The 16,256-nt window shown below is 42.4% G+C and carries 16 protein-coding genes and 1 riboswitch; of the genes, 1 reads left to right on the top strand and 15 read right to left on the bottom strand.

The window, feature by feature from the left end; genetic code table 11:
• Positions 1–8: 8 nt before the first annotated feature.
• The gene (locus HMPREF0833_RS02480) at positions 9–596 is read right to left on the bottom strand and encodes a thymidine kinase (RefSeq protein WP_013903556.1); all 588 of its coding nucleotides are present in this window, start codon (positions 594–596) and stop codon (positions 9–11) included.
• Positions 597–710: 114 nt separating this feature from the next.
• Here HMPREF0833_RS02480 and HMPREF0833_RS02475 point away from each other — a divergent pair, with 114 nt between their 5' ends.
• On the top strand, positions 711–893 hold the full coding sequence (locus tag HMPREF0833_RS02475; protein WP_001117401.1) for a 4-oxalocrotonate tautomerase: 183 nt from the start codon (positions 711–713) through the stop codon (positions 891–893).
• Positions 894–951: 58 nt separating this feature from the next.
• Here HMPREF0833_RS02475 and ilvD read toward each other — a convergent pair whose 3' ends face one another.
• The 14 genes from ilvD to HMPREF0833_RS02405 form a co-directional block, all read right to left on the bottom strand.
• The gene (gene ilvD / locus HMPREF0833_RS02470; protein ID WP_013903555.1) at positions 952–2,670 is read right to left on the bottom strand and encodes a dihydroxy-acid dehydratase; all 1,719 of its coding nucleotides are present in this window, start codon (positions 2,668–2,670) and stop codon (positions 952–954) included.
• Between the two features lie 126 nt (positions 2,671–2,796).
• On the bottom strand, positions 2,797–4,140 hold the full coding sequence (locus HMPREF0833_RS02465; protein ID WP_041818196.1) for an MATE family efflux transporter: 1,344 nt from the start codon (positions 4,138–4,140) through the stop codon (positions 2,797–2,799).
• A gap of 110 nt (positions 4,141–4,250) precedes the next feature.
• Positions 4,251–5,513 carry a nucleobase:cation symporter-2 family protein gene (locus HMPREF0833_RS02460; RefSeq protein WP_013903553.1) on the bottom strand — a complete coding sequence of 421 codons (1,263 nt, stop codon included), beginning with the start codon at positions 5,511–5,513 and terminating at the stop codon, positions 4,251–4,253.
• Positions 5,513–6,094 carry a xanthine phosphoribosyltransferase gene (locus tag HMPREF0833_RS02455; protein WP_003016678.1) on the bottom strand — a complete coding sequence of 194 codons (582 nt, stop codon included), beginning with the start codon at positions 6,092–6,094 and terminating at the stop codon, positions 5,513–5,515. The genes HMPREF0833_RS02460 and HMPREF0833_RS02455 overlap by 1 nt, the downstream gene beginning before the upstream one ends.
• A 91-nt stretch (positions 6,095–6,185) precedes the next feature.
• Positions 6,186–6,281: riboswitch (purine riboswitch) on the bottom strand.
• A complete protein-coding gene (guaC, locus tag HMPREF0833_RS02450) occupies positions 6,271–7,254 on the bottom strand; it encodes a GMP reductase (RefSeq protein WP_041818194.1) in 984 nt (327 codons plus the stop codon). It overlaps the preceding riboswitch by 11 nt.
• 182 nt (positions 7,255–7,436) lie before the next feature.
• Complete coding sequence (locus tag HMPREF0833_RS02445; protein ID WP_013903551.1) at positions 7,437–8,162, bottom strand: alpha/beta fold hydrolase; 726 nt, start codon at positions 8,160–8,162, stop codon at positions 7,437–7,439.
• A gap of 30 nt (positions 8,163–8,192) precedes the next feature.
• Positions 8,193–8,489, bottom strand: a complete 297-nt coding sequence (locus HMPREF0833_RS02440; protein WP_013903550.1) for a hypothetical protein — start codon at positions 8,487–8,489, stop codon at positions 8,193–8,195.
• A gap of 125 nt (positions 8,490–8,614) precedes the next feature.
• A complete protein-coding gene (locus tag HMPREF0833_RS02435; RefSeq protein WP_013903549.1) occupies positions 8,615–9,232 on the bottom strand; it encodes an SAP domain-containing protein in 618 nt (205 codons plus the stop codon).
• Between the two features lie 714 nt (positions 9,233–9,946).
• Positions 9,947–10,144: a Sec-independent protein translocase subunit TatA/TatB gene (locus HMPREF0833_RS02430; RefSeq protein ID WP_003016601.1), complete on the bottom strand. Its 198-nt coding sequence runs from the start codon at positions 10,142–10,144 to the stop codon at positions 9,947–9,949.
• A complete protein-coding gene (gene tatC / locus HMPREF0833_RS02425) occupies positions 10,144–10,863 on the bottom strand; it encodes a twin-arginine translocase subunit TatC (RefSeq protein WP_013903547.1) in 720 nt (239 codons plus the stop codon). Before tatC ends, HMPREF0833_RS02430 begins: the two co-directional genes overlap by 1 nt.
• Positions 10,850–12,535 carry an FTR1 family iron permease gene (locus HMPREF0833_RS02420; RefSeq protein WP_013903546.1) on the bottom strand — a complete coding sequence of 562 codons (1,686 nt, stop codon included), beginning with the start codon at positions 12,533–12,535 and terminating at the stop codon, positions 10,850–10,852. Before HMPREF0833_RS02420 ends, tatC begins: the two co-directional genes overlap by 14 nt.
• Positions 12,513–13,718, bottom strand: a complete 1,206-nt coding sequence (efeB, locus tag HMPREF0833_RS02415; RefSeq protein WP_013903545.1) for an iron uptake transporter deferrochelatase/peroxidase subunit — start codon at positions 13,716–13,718, stop codon at positions 12,513–12,515. The genes HMPREF0833_RS02420 and efeB overlap by 23 nt, the downstream gene beginning before the upstream one ends.
• A 5-nt stretch (positions 13,719–13,723) precedes the next feature.
• A complete protein-coding gene (efeO, locus tag HMPREF0833_RS02410; RefSeq protein WP_041818192.1) occupies positions 13,724–14,596 on the bottom strand; it encodes an iron uptake system protein EfeO in 873 nt (290 codons plus the stop codon).
• 110 nt (positions 14,597–14,706) lie between these two features.
• Positions 14,707–16,251, bottom strand: a complete 1,545-nt coding sequence (locus tag HMPREF0833_RS02405) for a ClC family H(+)/Cl(-) exchange transporter (RefSeq protein ID WP_013903543.1) — start codon at positions 16,249–16,251, stop codon at positions 14,707–14,709.
• Positions 16,252–16,256: the final 5 nt, after the last annotated feature.

Genomic DNA, 16,256 nt, shown 5'->3' with positions numbered 1-16,256 from the left:
TTTGCTCCTTAAGATTTCTTTTCTTGGTTAATATCTGGATTAAAATAATGCTTGCGGCAAACGGAGATATAGGTCTCGTGTCCACCGATCTGGATCTGCTCTCCATCATAGACAGGTTTACCTGCTTGGGTACGCAAGACCATGGTTGCCTTGCGGGAACAGTATTGGCAGATGGTTTTGATCTCCTCGATCTTGTCGGCTAACAAGAGGAGGTGTTTGGAACCTTCAAAGAGTTCATTTCGGAAATCATTTTTGAGGCCAAAAGCCATAACCGGCACATCCAGTTCATCCACGACTCTTGCCAAGTCATAGACATGGTGGCGTTTCAAAAACTGAGCTTCATCGATTAAGACACAGTAAGGTTTGATTGCTTGGTTTTTAATAAAGCCAAAGATATCCGTATCGTCTTCAATTGCAACGGCTTCCCGTTTCATACCGATCCGACTAGAAACCACTCCTACTCCATCTCGTGTATCGATTGCCGAAGTCATGATGACGACGCTCTTGCCTTGCTCTTCATAATTATGGGCCACCTTCAAAATCTCAATGGTTTTCCCCGAGTTCATGGTCCCATATTTATAATATAATTGTGCCATTTTCCTTTTGTTCTCTCTAAAATGTGTTTCATTATCATTTTACCATAATTTTGCTAAGCTTTGTATCCCAAAATGTGATAAAATAGTCCTATAAAAAATTTAGGAGGTGGCCATATGCCATTTGTACGAATTGACCTATTTGAAGGACGCACCTTGGAACAAAAGAAAGCCTTGGCCAAGGAAGTAACCGAAGCTGTTGTCCGCAATACTGGTGCTCCTCAGTCAGCTGTTCACGTCATCATTAATGATATGCCTGAAGGAACCTACTTCCCTCAAGGTGAAATGCGCACCAAATAATGGTTCCACTAAAAAAGCCTTTCTTGCTTGTGATATCACATAGCAGGAAAGGCTTTTTTTATTTTTCTTGGGCTTGACGTTCTGCTTTCCGTTCTTCGAATTCTTCGTCACTCATCAAGGTTCCGCCGACATTGGCTGATTTGGCAAAGGCTGTATAGCGACGCAACCAACCGCTGGAAATTTTTGATTTGAAAGGTTTCAAATGTTTGCGACGTTCTGCAAGGGTTGCATCATCGACAAGTAGATCAAGGGTACGATTTGGAAGATCGATCACGATTTCGTCCCCATCTTCGATTAGGGCGATATTTCCACCTTCTGCTGCTTCTGGAGAAACGTGACCAATAGCAATCCCACGAGTAGCTCCTGAGAAACGACCATCCGTAATCAGAGCCACATCCTTACCAAGACCACGTCCGACAATCTTAGAAGTTGGTGCTAGCATCTCTGGCATACCAGGTCCACCCTGAGGACCCTCGTAACGAATGACAACGACATGTCCCTTCTTGACTGTTCCATTGTCAATCAACTCAAGGGCTTGATCTTGTGAATCGCAACAGATGGCCTTTCCGCGGAAAGTGGTCACAGATGGATCTACACCACCAACCTTGATTACAGCTCCATCTTGAGCGATATTTCCGTAAAGGATCGACAAACCACCTACAGGTGAAATAGGATGTTCGATTGGATGGATAATTTCTTCATTTTTGATTTCAGCACCAGCTACATTTTCTTTCAAGGTTTTACCAGTAACTGTGATACGATCACCCTTAATGGCTCCTTTTTTAATCAACTGATTGATAATAGCTGGAACACCACCAGCTTCATGCACATCATGCATGGTGTAAACACTTGAAGGGGCAATTTTAGAGAGATAAGGTGTCTTCTTGGCAATTTCGTTAATGTCCTTAAGGTCATAGTCAATACCAGCCTCACGCGCAATTGCGAGCGTATGAAGCACAGTATTTGTAGAACCACCCATGGCCATATCGAGCGCAAATGCATCATCAATGGCTTCTTTGGTCACGATATCCCGTGGACGGATATCCTTTTTAATATTCTCTACCAATTGTTTGGCCGCTTGGCGAACCAATTCCCGTCTTTCATCTGAAACAGCTAGGATGGTACCATTTCCAGGAAGAGCAAGACCTAATACTTCCATCAAACAGTTCATGGAATTGGCAGTAAACATACCTGAGCAAGAACCACAAGTTGGACAGGCATTTTTTTCCAAGAAATCCAGCTCATCCATGCCCATATCACCAGCTTGATAAGTACCTACAGCTTCAAATAAACTTGAGAGAGTAGCTTGATGACCAGTCATGTCAACGCCGCCCTTCATGGGTCCACCAGAACAAAATACGGCAGGCACATTGGTCCGCATGGCAGCTAAAATCATTCCTGGTGTAATCTTATCACAGTTAGGAATATAGAAAACACCGTCAAACCAGTGGGCATTGATGACTGTTTCAGCAGCATCTGCGATCAACTCACGAGATGGCAAACTATAACGCATCCCGATATGGCCCATCGCAATCCCGTCATCGACACCAATGGTATTAAATTCAAAAGGAATCCCACCAGCCTCGCGGATAGCCTCCTTAGCAACATCCGCTAATTCACGTAGGTGAACATGTCCTGGAACGATATCAATATAGGAGTTACAAATGGCAATAAAGGGCTTTTGCATATCCTTTGCTGATTTTACTTGCCCTGTTGCATAGAGGAGACCACGCGCTGGTGCTCGGTCGATCCCCATTTTGATCATATCACTTCTCATCTTGTTCTCCTTCTAGTTCTTCATTTCTACCTCCTAATCTTACCACTTTGACATCAATTGTCAAGAACTTTCAGAAAATTTATAATATTCACGGTACACAAAAAGCCTGGTTTCCCAGACTTTATTTTAGTTTGTTTGCTTTTTTTCAATCTGCCAGAGCCGCAGTTGGTAGCAAATACCACTCACGACAAGGCTAGAAATGAGGCCGATCCAATAAGCATAGGGACCCAAGTTGGTCACATGGTCAAGTAAAATCCCTAGTGGGATAGAGATACACCAGTAACTAAAGACTCCTAATAAGAAAGGAACCGTTGTATCCTTATAGCCCCGCAAAATCCCTTGTAGGGGTGCTGCAAAAGTATCGGCTACTTGGAAAAAGAGGCTATAGGTCATGAAAATAGCTGTTTGTTGCACAAAGACTGGATCCTTGCCATATAGCCCTGCCAGTTGGAAGCGGAATGTATAGAGAAAGACGAGAGTGACAATGGCAAAACCAAAGGCTGTCAGCCGTCCCAAACGGCAATATTGTTTGACCACTTCTGGTCTTCCTGCTCCCAGTTCGTAAGATACGATAATAGCCATGGTGCTTGAGATACTAACCGGGAAAGCATACATCAGGGTAGAAAAATTCATGGCCGATTGGTGGCTAGCAATGGTTAGTGATGGGAATTTTGCCATTAACAGACCAACCAGCGAGAAGATGATGACTTCTGCAAAAACAATTCCACCGATTGGAAGCCCAAGCCGCAATACTTCTTTCATCCCTTTAAAATCATAAGGTTGCGGCTTCCACAATTGGAAAGGTGCTACCTTGGGATGATTGCACAAAATCAAAACCGCAATAACCAGCAAGACCCAGTAGGCCAGAGAGGTTCCAAGACCTGCTCCTGCTCCTCCCATCTCAGGAAAACCAAATGCTCCATAGATCAGGATATAGTTAAAACAAGCATTGAGAGGCAAAAGTAAGAGCATCAAGTACATGGATAGACGCGTCATTCCCAAGGTATCAAGGAAGGTCCGCACGATACTAAAGAGCAACAAGGGTAAGATTCCCAGAGAAAGAAAATATAAATAGCGAATGGCTATTTGGGCAACAACATTTTCTAAACCGATCTGCTTGAGAATCATGGGTGCAATGCCCCAAACAAAGCCTATTAAGAGAATAGCCATACCAAATGACATATAGAGGAATTGGTAAAAATCGCCAGCAATCCGTTCTTTATTTCCCTTGCCTAAATGATGCCCAACAATCGGCGTCAGTGCAGAGACAATCCCTGTCAGGAAAGTAAAAAATGGATTCCACAGACTGGTAGCTGTAGAAACACCAGCCAAATCAAGGGTCCGGTACTGACCGGTCATGGCTGTATCGACAAAGCTGGCTGAATAATTGGCCAATTGGTAGATCAAAATCGGCAAAAATAGACTCAAAAACAAGCGCAAGCGCTCTTTAAAGTGATAGGTTAAATACATAATTCTAACTCTCTTCTCATCAAATAAGATTTTCTCCTCTTCCACTCTACTATATGTTTCCTTAAAAGTCAAAAAAACCGAAGATCCAAGGACCTCCGGTTCATGTGAGATTAGTTTTTGTTGCGGTTTAAAATAGCATTGAGAACGATCGCCAAGACACTGGCAACGACAATTCCGTTAGCAAAGAACATTTGGAATCCTGTTGGAAGGCCATTGAAGAGGCTGCTGTTGTTCAAACCAACCCCTGCAGCAATCGATACAGCAGCGATCAAGAAATTGTGCTCATTGTGTTCAAAATCAACACGCGCAAGAATCTGCATCCCTTGAATCGATACAAAACCAAACATAACTAGCATCGCTCCCCCAAGAACTGGACTTGGAATGATTTGTGCTAAAGCTCCAAACTTAGGAAGGAGACCAAGAAGAACAAGGAAGCCAGCCGCATAGTAGATTGGAAGACGAGTCTTGATACCAGACAATTTCACCAAGCCAACGTTTTGTGAGAATCCGGTGTAAGGGAATGTGTTGAAGATACCACCGAGGAGAACAGCCAACCCTTCAGCGCGGTAACCATTGCGAAGGCGCGTGCTATTAATTGGATCTTTAGTAATATCAGAAAGTGCAAGATAAACACCTGTTGATTCAACCATAGAAACTGTCGCGATGATACACATCATGACGATTGAGGTGATTTCAAACTTAGGAGCTCCAAAGAAGAAAGGCGTTGGAACGTGAACGACTGGTGCTTGAGCCACAGGTGTGAAGTCTACCAAGCCCATAGAAGCCGCAATGGCAGTCCCTGCGATCAAACCAATCAAAATTGAAATGGATTTAATAAAACCAGTCGTATAGATATTAACAACCAGAATAATGAGAATAGTCACCACAGCCAAAATCAAGCTTTGAACGGTTGGTTTTGGCGCATTATTTCCCATATTTCCAATCGCTACTGGAATCAAAGTCAAACCAATGGTTGTAATAACGGATCCCGTTACAATTGATGGGAAGAGATTGGCAATCTTAGAGAAGAAACCAGAGACAAGGATGACATAAATCCCTGAGACAATCAAGGCACCAAACATGGCACCACTACCATGGCTAGCCCCGATCATGCTGAGAGGAGCCACAGACTGGAAGGCAACCCCAAGGACTACCGGAAGACCGATCCCAAAGTATTTATTGAGCTGCACTTGAAGGAAAGTTGCGACCCCACACATGAAGATATCTGTAGAGATGAGATAGGTTAGTTGATGAGCGTTATAGCCCAAAGCTCCTGCGATCATAATCGGCACCAAAATAGATCCCGAATACATGGCCAAAAGGTGTTGCAAGCCTAGAATGGCCGCCTGTGAATGGCTTTCTTGTTTTTGCATTAGATGTCTGCCTCCTTAAATACAACCTGACCATTTTCAAAACGGTCCAAACGTGCGAGGGATACAACTGGATATCCCAACTCTTCTAACAATCCCCGTCCATCTTGGAAGGATTTTTCAATCACGATCCCAATAGCTTCTACTTGAGCACCAGCTTGTTCGATGATTTGAATCAAGCCTTTGGCTGCTTGGCCATTGGCGAGGAAATCGTCAATGATCAAAACCTTATCTGATGGATCCAAGAATTTACTCGCAATCGAAACGGTGCTGGTGACTTGCTTGGTAAAGGAATAAACCTCAGCCGTCAAGATGCCCTCATTCATCGTGATGTTTTTCGCCTTCTTAGCAAAGATCATGGGAACATCCAAGGCTTCAGCTACATAAAGGGCTGGTGCAATCCCAGATGCTTCAATGGTCACGACTTTTGTCACACCAGCATCTTTGAACCGGTCCGCAAAATTCTGACCGATTTCTTTCATCAATTTAAAATCCACTTGGTGGGTCAAAAAGGAGTCCACCTTGAGGATATTCTCACCTAAAACATTGCCATCTTTTAAGATGCGCTCTTCAAGTAATTTCATACTTCCTCCTACTTTTTTAAAAAATCCTCTACTTCATTCACAAAACACAAAAAGGCCTGCTAAGCAAGCCTTGAAATCTCTCTAGAAAGAGAAATAATCCCGACTTACTTATTGTTAGGTGTTCCGGCACCTTGTAGAAACATCACGCCCATTCGTGAAATAAATAAGTAATTCAATTAGTGTGCATCGCCATTCCAGATAGAATTCTTAACGATCACATAGTCAACATGTTTCAAATCTGCTAATTTTCGGCCTCCTGCATAAGAGATCGAACTTTGCAAATCTTGTTCCATTTCCGTTAAGGTGTCTTGCAAATGCCCCTTGGCAGGCAATAAAATCTTCTTACCTTCGACGTTCTTATAAGCGCCTTTTTGGTACTCTGAAGCAGATCCATAGTACTCTTTGAAAGAATCTCCATCAATCTCTACTGTTTTACCAGGACTTTCGATATGTCCTGCAAAGAGAGAACCGATCATGACCATAGACGCCCCGAAACGAATCGATTTGGCAATATCACCATGGGTCCGAATACCACCGTCCGCAATGATTGGCTTACGCGCTGCTTTTGAACACCAGCGAAGAGCAGCCAATTGCCAACCACCTGTACCAAATCCAGTCTTAACTTTGGTGATACAAACCTTACCAGGGCCGATTCCGACCTTAGTCGCATCAGCTCCCGCATTTTCTAATTCACGAACAGCTTCAGGTGTTCCAACATTTCCAGCAATAACAAATGTATCTGGCAATTCTTTCTTGATGTGTTGAATCATTCGAATGACACTATCCGCGTGACCGTGTGCGATATCAATAGTGATGTACTCAGGCGCATCTGCCTTTAATTGACTCACAAAGTCGTATTCGTATTCCTTAACACCGACCGAAATGGAAGCGATCAAACCTTGCTCATGCATACGTTTGACAAAAGGAATCCGACCCGCTTCATCAAAACGGTGCATGATGTAGAAATAACCACCACGCGCCAACTGCTCTGCTACATTCTCATCCAAGATTGTCTGCATATTGGCAGGAACGACTGGAAGCTTGAAGGTATGCTTTCCAAATTGGACGGTTGTATCTGCTTCTGACCGGCTATTGATGATACATTTGTTGGGAATCAACTGAATATCTTCATAGTCGAAAATAGGAAATTCATTTAACATAGATTGAAAAATCTCTTTTCTAAAAACTGACCTACCTATGCGCAAGCGCATCGCTACGTCTCTTGACGTTTCCTTGATAGATTATACCAAAGATACGGACCTAATGCAATGGGAATGATTTTATAGGAAATAACGTTCGGAAATCACAAGATAAAAACCTGTTTCAAAAAAGAAAACAGGTTTTATTTATGAACATTTTGGAGCCAATTGTTCACTTCTCTAGCTACAATTTCTGGCGCCTCTGTATACAGTTCGTGCCCCAAACCTTCTAGCAAGACTTGCTTGATCTGGGGATCTAGTTGCTTCAGAGCATCTTTTCTCCATTCAGGTTCTTCTTGGTATCGAGGCCCGATAAAGAGGACAGGCAGGTCTGCCAGTGGAATCTGGTAAGTCTTGATCTGACGCCGTAGACGCAATAAAGCCATGACCTTTTCGAGATCCAGATTTAATTCATATTGTTCACTCGCTGGATTCCAACGATAGCTAGCCTCTACCGCTTTTCGCGCTATAGGCGTAGGTCCTGCTCCATCACCAAGTTCGGATAACACAGCTTCTTCTAAAGTTGCAAAGACTTGCTGATTCATGAAAGACGCCGCTCCTTCTAGTTCTTCTTCAAGAGGCAGGATCTTTTCCATGTCCAGATAACCCCCATCCAGGAGAATCAGAGCTCGAATCTGAGGAAACTCGGCAGCCAGATAACGAGCCAAATCTCCACCCAAGGAATGCCCCAATAAACAGATCTCTTCCGCCTTGCCAATCTGACCTTGAAACCAAGCACAAAGATCGTTTTCTGTCTGAATCATTTCCCTATAGGGATCTAGAAAGGTCACAGGAAAGCCTAGCTCATCAATAAGTGGCGCCAAATGGTAGCCATTGCCACCTAAGCCCCCAATAAAATAAAACTGCATGTATTTTGTCTCTTCCTTTTTAATTTATAATTAATTCCTTAATTGGTTCGCGCTAGTCTTTTCAATCCAATATTGCTCGTCTTTGGGGATCAAATGATCGAATTTCCCTGAAAAAATCTTCCATCCGTTCGGCACATATCTTTCGTAGTTTTTCATTCCCTGATGGTTTGAATAAAACTCCTCTTTATCAAAATTGATTAAAAGATCCGGGAGTAAACCTTTTCCTTTAAAAATAATCTCTGAATGTAAGTCTTCACAATCCATTGAGCGTTTGATCATTTCGATCAATTCTTCAACCGTCACCCTCAGCCAATCATCTTTATACATTTCTAACTAGCTCTCAAGATTGATTTTTGTAATCACATGAAGATTCTGTTGAATCTCAGGTAAATAGGAGAAATCAACATCCAGACATGCTTACTGGTAGCCTGATTCGACAAACTTGAAGTTGTTTACTTACAGTACTCCTCTATTTTGTAGCTATATTCTTTTAGAAGTCCCCGTGAATAAATTTTTTTATTTTTTGAATCTCTAACTTCTTTCCAAAGGATAGCCGCAACTTTTAACTTGTTGGAGTAATGATTGCTAAATTCATCTGCACAAAAGTCTTTTAGAAATTGATTCCATTGGCAAGCTGAATTATCATACCTGGCGTAGTCTGACTCTCCATAGTATATTTTAATCATATCTTGGATTGTAAAATTTATGTTGTTGTCCCGTTTTACTTTTCGCCAAGCTGTTGCCATATCAGCATTAAATTTAAACGGATTAACACCTGTTACAGCTGAAAAATAATCACGAAATTTCTGATTAAAGGAAAACCCACATTCAAGTAATGATGTATTTAGGGTTATTATTTCGGCTTGATTTTTGTTTCTTTTCCTCAAAAATCTTTCTACTCTATTTCCCTTAAAATATTGTTCTATAATATGATTTAATTCATTTTTTGTACAACTGTATTCTAATCCAAGGTACTTACAAATTTGTGAAAGCTCTTCTCGATACCAGTAGTATCTGTTAAATTCTTCAAATGATTTTATATCTCTAAAATCAGGTCTATGTTCTTCCAAATGCTCACCTCTACAACTCCAAATTTATCTTATTATACCATAGATAATAAAAGTCATATCAATTTATTCCCATGCCACATAAAGCTATAACAGAAAATATTACAATCTTGTAATTACTGTATTTCTATTAAGCTTAACTTTCTTATAAAATAGATAAGAAAAACAAACGATATAGTCCATCACTAGTAACAAGAAGATACTAGGAGTTGAAAGATATAAAAACATTGAAATGGAAAACATAGCAATAAACAAAACAGTCAGTAAAACGATGGTTTTGTTGTGTTGTTTCACTTGCTTTCTAAATTCCTCTTTTGACTTTATCCGCAGACGCCTTTTGTATCTTGATTTAGTCATGGGACTTCAACGAAGTTCGCTGACGTCCGTACTCACTTAAGGAAAGGTTTTTATATGACTTTATCTTCAATCTGAGACCGTTAACACCTCTTTGTTTGAATCTTTTTAACTGAAGTGGATACAAAAAATCCACTCACACAGGGTGAAATGGATTGTTTTTTTATTAACGGTTCAACAAGAAATTGAACAATTTTTCGACAATTTTTACGACCAACCAGCATAAGAATCCGATATAGCTAAAATAGAAAATGAGTGACAAAATCGTAATAATCATGGTTTCCTCCTTCGTCGATTGCAAGTACTTGTCTTATTATACCTTTTTATGCAATCGAACTCAATAGAATTTTGAAAATTGTCTGATTATTCTTTTTCTTCTTTAGCTTCTTTTGATTCTTGGTCGGCTTCTTCACTGCCTTTATTGACAGCTGTCTTAAATTCAGCAAACATTTTTCCGATGGACTGGCCCAACTCTGGCAGGCGTTTTGGTCCAAAAATCAAGAGGGCGCCCAGGATGATGATGATCAAACCTGGTGCTCCAATATCACGTAAAATTCCCATTAGTTTCTCCTTTTTCTTGAATAGATGACTTTACTGATGGCAACACTGACTTCAAATAAGAGGATCAAAGGGAGTGTCATGGCCAAGTCACTGATAAAGTCTGCAGGGGTTAGCACGACAGCTAAGACCAGCAGGACAAAGTAAGCGTATCGTCGGTAGGTTATTAAAAACTGTGGTGTCAAGAGCCCAATCGAGGTCAGAAAAGCGACCAAAACTGGTAACTCGAACAAGACCCCTAAAGGCAAGGAGGTATGCCATAAGAAGGTTAAATAATTTTGTGCCGTCAATTGGGTATCAAACAGTCCTTCTCCCAAGCGCATCAGCACCTCTAAAATAGCTGGACTGACAAAGAAATAACCAAATGCAAGCCCCAGTACAAAGCAAATAAAGCTAGCTGGAATGTAGGCAAAGACTGCACGCGCCTCCTTTTCCTTCAAAGCTGGCCTTACAAATTGCCAAATCTGGTAGACAATAAAGGGCAAGGTAAGACTAAAGGCTGTGAGATTGGCTAGCGATACATAGATCCAGAGGATATCATTCGGTCCCAGTACCAGCAGTTTTTGATGAAAGCTAGCAGTCAAGGCTTGGTAGAGCTCTCCACCAAATACAAAAGCCACCAGAAAGACGATAATATAACACAAGACCACTGCGATCAATCGTTTTCGAAATTCGACCAAATGTTCAACAATGGTCATTTCATCTGCTCTACTCTTTGCCATGTTGTCTCACCGTAACGAGTGCGATCAAGGCCACAAAGATAAGTTGGGGAAGAAGAACTTCCCAGCTTGGATAGATGCCCGCCCAATCGATGGTTGGAAGTCCATTGACCAAATGGCTAGGTAGGATATTGGTCAACTGCAGGGCGTGAATGCTGACACCGAGCATCTTGAAGGCCAAGGCGTAAATCAACCAAGTCAGAATGAAAAAGATTCTGTGAGGTTGGATAGCTTGACTAGCCTTGGTCATGGCCACTGCAATGATGATGAGAACAACTATGGCAAGCCCGATTCCTAGTATGAAATGAGCGGTTGTAATCCGTGGAATGATCCCAACATAGAAGAGAATGGTCTCAGCCCCTTCACGAAAGACTGCTAAGAAACTGAGGGCAAACATAGAAACAAAACTTCCTGTAGCCGTTACCGTCTTCATCTGACGGTCCATAAAGGCATTCCACTGTTTGACAGAGGACTTGCTGTGTAGCCAAATTCCAATGAGGATCATCATGACCACTGCGAAAATCCCAACGCCACCTTCAATAATTTCCCGGTTAGACCCCGAAGTAACGGCTGGAAAAGCTACTTGCAGAACAAGAGCGATCGCTGCGCTGGCAAGAACACCAGCAAGAGCTCCACCGTAGACCCATTTGAGGCCTTTCCTCATCTTAGCGGCCTTAAGGGTCGTCACAAGGGCCATGACGATCAGAAGCGCTTCTACTCCTTCACGCAGAAGAATCAACATAGCATCAAAAGCGTTGTAAGAAGCTGTTGTATCAATCGCAGACAGGTCCCTGATCAAGGCTTGTAATTTCTCTTGATAGGTCTTTTCTTTCCCCTTAACCATAATAACCGGAGATTCACTCTCTACGCGCGTGTAGAGGCTTGGATTGGTTGTGCTGACATCTCCCTCAATGGTTGGCCAGATGGTGATGAACTGCTTCATAGTTGCTGCAGCAGATTTATCATCGCCAGATTGGAATTGGCTTTGCGCCTTCTCCAAAAGCTTGATCCCATCTTTCAGTGTCAAATCCGTACTAGCACTGCTAATCGCTTCTCCTTTTACAAAGGCATCAATCCCATTTTTTAGGTCATCATAGGAGGACTGGATGCTGGTGAAGTCAGTAGGCTCTGTTTCAATGCTACTACGTAAGATCGAAATGGCCGTCTCGATTTTGCCATAGTAAGCTGTGCTATGATCTCTTACCACTGCTTCGTTTCGTGTCCAGGTATTATTGAGATCTGCATAGGTTTGACGGGTTTTATCCAGATCCTTAGCTGTAATGGCATCTTGTAGATTCTTAAAGTAAGGAGCGAGCCGACTCACAAGTTTATCTTTTTCTGCTTCTAAATCGATCGGATTTTGCTCTTTTTCAAAAGCTAGCAAGGCTGATGAGATCTTGGTGAGATCCTCTTTGGTTACCTTCCCTTTTATTGCTAGAGCTTGGCTAACTTTTTTTCCTGCCGTGGACTCATGGTGGTCCTTGGTTTCAAAAACAGCTTGAATCTCAGCGATCAATTCCTTGGCCTTATCCTGGTTCTTATTTTCTACAGCGGTTGTTGCATCTGTGATCTTGATAAAGAGATCGCTATAAGATTCCGCAGCCACTGAATGAGTCCAGAACAAGGCAAGAATGCCTAACAAGATCAAGAGTTTATTCAAAGAGTGCTTGACCAAGGTAGCCTCCTTTCTCAACGCCTGCAAAGCAAGCAAAGAGTCCACTTCCAATATGGGTGATGTACTCGTTCATTTTATCCACTGCACCTAGATTGGTTTGGATTTTGACAAAGCTGTTCGGATCCTTTTGAAAGGCGATAAAAATCAAGCCTGCATCAAATTGCCCAGTTTGTTCATTGATGCCATCCGAATAGGAATAGGACCGCCGTAAAATCGGTCGATCGACTTCTTTGGCCAAACGGACATGTGAATCTACTGGTAGTTTAGATAAATCTACTTCATCAAATTCGTTGGTTTTCCCAAATGGAGCACCGGACTCCTTGTAGCGACCAAAGGTGTTTTCTTGCTCCTGCAAATTGGTCCGGTCCCAAGTTTCCAAGTGCATTTGGACTAGGCGAAGAGCCATATAGGAACCACCCTTCATCCAGTCCTTACTGTCAGTCCAGACGACCTTATCAAAGTCCTTCTCCGTCGTGACATTTGCTGTTCCATCTTTAAAGCCAAAGAGGTTACGCGGCGTTTCTTTTCTGTCACCAATCGCCGCAAAACCGGACTTGCTCCACTTCATGGTGATGGTATTGCGACCTTTGCGGATGAGATTTCGCACCGCATGAAAGGCTACTTGCTCATCGTCGGCACAGGCCTGAATGACGATATCGCCACCAGTGTATTTGTCCTGCAACTGCTCCTTTGGAAATGGAGGCAAATCACGAAAGAGCTTGGGACGTTTGGACTCCAAACCTAATTTCTTGAGAAAGCTGGCAGAGACACCAAACGTCAGGCTCAAGCGATAGGGGTTCAGTCCTACTGTTTCACCTGTATCTGTTGGTGGCAAGAGGGCATTGGAACCATCTTTTTTGACCAATTCTCCTTCGACTAATTTACTACTATAGTCGGTCCAGTCTTTAAAAAGCTGGATGACTTCTTTTTTGTCCGTCGTGTGAAGATCTAATACAACCAAGTAGCAAGCCTTCTGCATGGCCGTCGTAATCCCGGCTTGGTGCTTGCCATAAAAGGAGATGTCTTCATCCCCATCATAAGCTTTTTTGCTGGAACTGTCTTGATTAGCGAAAAAAGCAGATGCACCAGAGAGGCCTAGCGCTAGACCAGCCCCTCCAATACCTGCTTTTTTAAGAAATTCACGACGGTCCATTTTTTTATCTAAAAATTTTTCGTCAGCCATTTTTCTTATTTCCCATCTAAAATTACACCCATTTGAGACAAAGGTTCACCAAGTTTCGTCACAGCTTCTGCCAATTCCTTGGTATCTTCTTTGGATAAATCTGTGTAAGACTTATAGTTTGAATCACCTGTCATGTGTTTGTCCAATAAAGCATTAACATTCTTAAATTCTGCTTCCAAGGTTTTAACCAACTTGGCATCTTTTTTCTCAATCAAAGGTTTAAAGAGAGAGAAAATCTTTTCAGCTCCTTCAATATTGGCACGGAAGTCGTACAGATCTGTATGAGAGAAGACTTCTTCTTCACCCGTGATCTTTTGCGTTGCCACTTCATTTAGCAGATCAACAGCCCCAGTTAGCATTACATCAGGAGTCACATCAACGGTTGCGATCTTAGCTTTCAACTCCTTGATATCGTTCACCAGTTGGTCTGCATATTTTTCTGTGCCATCTGTGGTATTCTTTTCCCAAAGGATGCGCTCAATCCGGTGGAAGCCAGACCAGCCTTCTTCTGATTTATTTTCATCCACATAGTCCACCAAACGGTAGTCAATCTTCACATCAGACTCCCCAAAGGTTTCAGCAATCGGTTCGGAGCGTTCATAGGCCATGCGGATCAAGGGATATTGTTTTTTAGCTTCTTCCAAATTCCCAGCTTTTAGGGTATCTCGGAAACCTTCTGTATCCTTGAGCAATTGGTCAATTTGCATTTCAACAAAGTCTTTGTATTCAGCTGTCGCATTGTCCAAGGTCTTCTGGTCAGCCTTTGACAACTGCACCGTTGAGCTGGTTTGCGTCTTTTGACTCGACTGTTTGCTAGTAGAATTTGCACACCCTGCTAAAAGAGCAACACTCAATAAGAGTAGACTATATTTTTTCATGAAAGACTTCTCCTCAATTGTTCTTGCTCTTATTTTACCAGATGTTTTCTCATTTTTCAATAATTGTCTGAAAATTTAATAATAGAAATACTTTTATGTGAATCTGTCTTTTACAAAAGAATATCCTTGACCCGTCCAATTTCGGATTCTTTAACCACCACAAAGATGCTATCACCTAGATACAAGCGAGTCGCACCATTGACCGTATAGCTCTTACCGCTTCGCATTTGCGTGGTGATCAAGATATCTTGAGGGAGGTGCAGTTCATGAACTTGCTTTCCTGCAATCTTTTCTGATACAGGGATCTCAATTAAAGTCAACTCTCCTTCTTCTTGCGCCTTATCCGGCAACAATTGCTCGAGCATGGCTTCATAGACTGGTGCTCCATGGAAGAGATCCATGATCATATAAGCCAGCAAGGTCACCATACCTAGGGGCATTAAACTGCGAATATCACCGACCATCTCTGTTACCAAGATCATAGCTGTTAATGGAGCTTTTGAAATAGCCCCAAAATACCCACTCATTCCTAAAATGATGAAAAGAGGCAGCTGGTTTTGAGAGATAAAGCCAATGTTTTGGAGGAAGGTTCCAACGATGGCTCCTAAGAGAGATCCTAATGCTAGTATGGGCAGGAAGATTCCTCCCGGTAAACCACTACCATAGCTCAACATACTCCAAATGAAACGGATCAAAAAATAGAGAAGGATGGTCAGCACTGGATACGGTACTCGAGCTAAATCCAAGACCAATTGATTCCCACCACCAAGAATTTGAGGAAGCAAATAGCCGATTGGAAGAATCAAGACAAAGGCAAATAAGGAAGAATAATGAGAAGGAACATGGAAAATCTTCTCTAGCAAACGATACAGGCGACCGATATTGAGGACCACTATTTCATAGACATACCCTGCTGCCCCTAAAAAGACTCCAAGAAAAAGATAAATCCAGTACTGAGACAGATGGAGCGGTGGAATATTTTGTGGCATATGAAGCACTGGTGTTTGACCAAAGACATTGAGTGAAATAAAATTAGCCGTCAAACTAGCAGCCAAGGTCGAAATCCAAAAGAAACGTGAAAAATGATGGTAGACCTCTTCAACCACAAATAAAAGCCCCGCTATAGGTGCATTAAAGGCAGCGGCAAGGCCTGCTGCAGCCCCACTTGCAATCAAAGACCTCTCCTCAACTGGGCTGACCTTCAAATGATGGGCCACTCCTTTTCCACCCATTGCCCCTAATTGAATACTAGGACCTTCACGACCTAGCATCAAGCCACTTCCGATGGCCAAGACACCTAGAATATACTTCTTCCACAGGGTATCCCAACAGCTCACCGCCAAGAGGCCCTTGAGCTCTGCTTCGACTTGCGGAATTCCCGATCCCTTGATATCCCGATTGGTGCGAATAAGGCGACCAGCAATCAGTACGATCACCCCATACCCCAACAGCATCGCCAGCAAATAAAGTGGTTGACCAGACATCTCCTTGTAAACGCCTTGAACAAAATGAAAAATATGTTCGATCAAAAAACGAAAACTCGAGACGATACAGCCCACAACGATCCCAACCAGAACACCTCTGACAATATGGGCCACAATCGAACTAGAGGCAAATTGAAATTCATTTTTAAAGGCTTCTTCTTTAGCAGACATTCCCT

The sequence above is a fragment of the Streptococcus parasanguinis ATCC 15912 genome, assembly GCF_000164675.2.
In the GTDB taxonomy this organism is placed as follows: Bacteria; Bacillota; Bacilli; order Lactobacillales; family Streptococcaceae; genus Streptococcus; species Streptococcus parasanguinis.
This window is presented reverse-complemented; position numbering and strand designations above follow the sequence as displayed.

What these genes read in the sequence shown, in the direction of transcription:
- HMPREF0833_RS02480 (WP_013903556.1), bottom strand. Translation starts at nt 596, where the DNA reads ATGGCACAATTATATTATAAATATGGGACCATGAACTCGGGGAAAACC.
- HMPREF0833_RS02475 (WP_001117401.1), top strand. Translation starts at nt 711, where the DNA reads ATGCCATTTGTACGAATTGACCTATTTGAAGGACGCACCTTGGAACAA.
- ilvD (WP_013903555.1), bottom strand. Translation starts at nt 2,670, where the DNA reads ATGAGAAGTGATATGATCAAAATGGGGATCGACCGAGCACCAGCGCGT.
- HMPREF0833_RS02465 (WP_041818196.1), bottom strand. Translation starts at nt 4,140, where the DNA reads ATGTATTTAACCTATCACTTTAAAGAGCGCTTGCGCTTGTTTTTGAGT.
- HMPREF0833_RS02460 (WP_013903553.1), bottom strand. Translation starts at nt 5,513, where the DNA reads ATGCAAAAACAAGAAAGCCATTCACAGGCGGCCATTCTAGGCTTGCAA.
- HMPREF0833_RS02455 (WP_003016678.1), bottom strand. Translation starts at nt 6,094, where the DNA reads ATGAAATTACTTGAAGAGCGCATCTTAAAAGATGGCAATGTTTTAGGT.
- guaC (WP_041818194.1), bottom strand. Translation starts at nt 7,254, where the DNA reads ATGTTAAATGAATTTCCTATTTTCGACTATGAAGATATTCAGTTGATT.
- HMPREF0833_RS02445 (WP_013903551.1), bottom strand. Translation starts at nt 8,162, where the DNA reads ATGCAGTTTTATTTTATTGGGGGCTTAGGTGGCAATGGCTACCATTTG.
- HMPREF0833_RS02440 (WP_013903550.1), bottom strand. Translation starts at nt 8,489, where the DNA reads ATGTATAAAGATGATTGGCTGAGGGTGACGGTTGAAGAATTGATCGAA.
- HMPREF0833_RS02430 (WP_003016601.1), bottom strand. Translation starts at nt 10,144, where the DNA reads ATGGGAATTTTACGTGATATTGGAGCACCAGGTTTGATCATCATCATC.
- tatC (WP_013903547.1), bottom strand. Translation starts at nt 10,863, where the DNA reads ATGGCAAAGAGTAGAGCAGATGAAATGACCATTGTTGAACATTTGGTC.
- efeB (WP_013903545.1), bottom strand. Translation starts at nt 13,718, where the DNA reads ATGGCTGACGAAAAATTTTTAGATAAAAAAATGGACCGTCGTGAATTT.
- efeO (WP_041818192.1), bottom strand. Translation starts at nt 14,596, where the DNA reads ATGAAAAAATATAGTCTACTCTTATTGAGTGTTGCTCTTTTAGCAGGG.
- HMPREF0833_RS02405 (WP_013903543.1), bottom strand. Translation starts at nt 16,251, where the DNA reads ATGTCTGCTAAAGAAGAAGCCTTTAAAAATGAATTTCAATTTGCCTCT.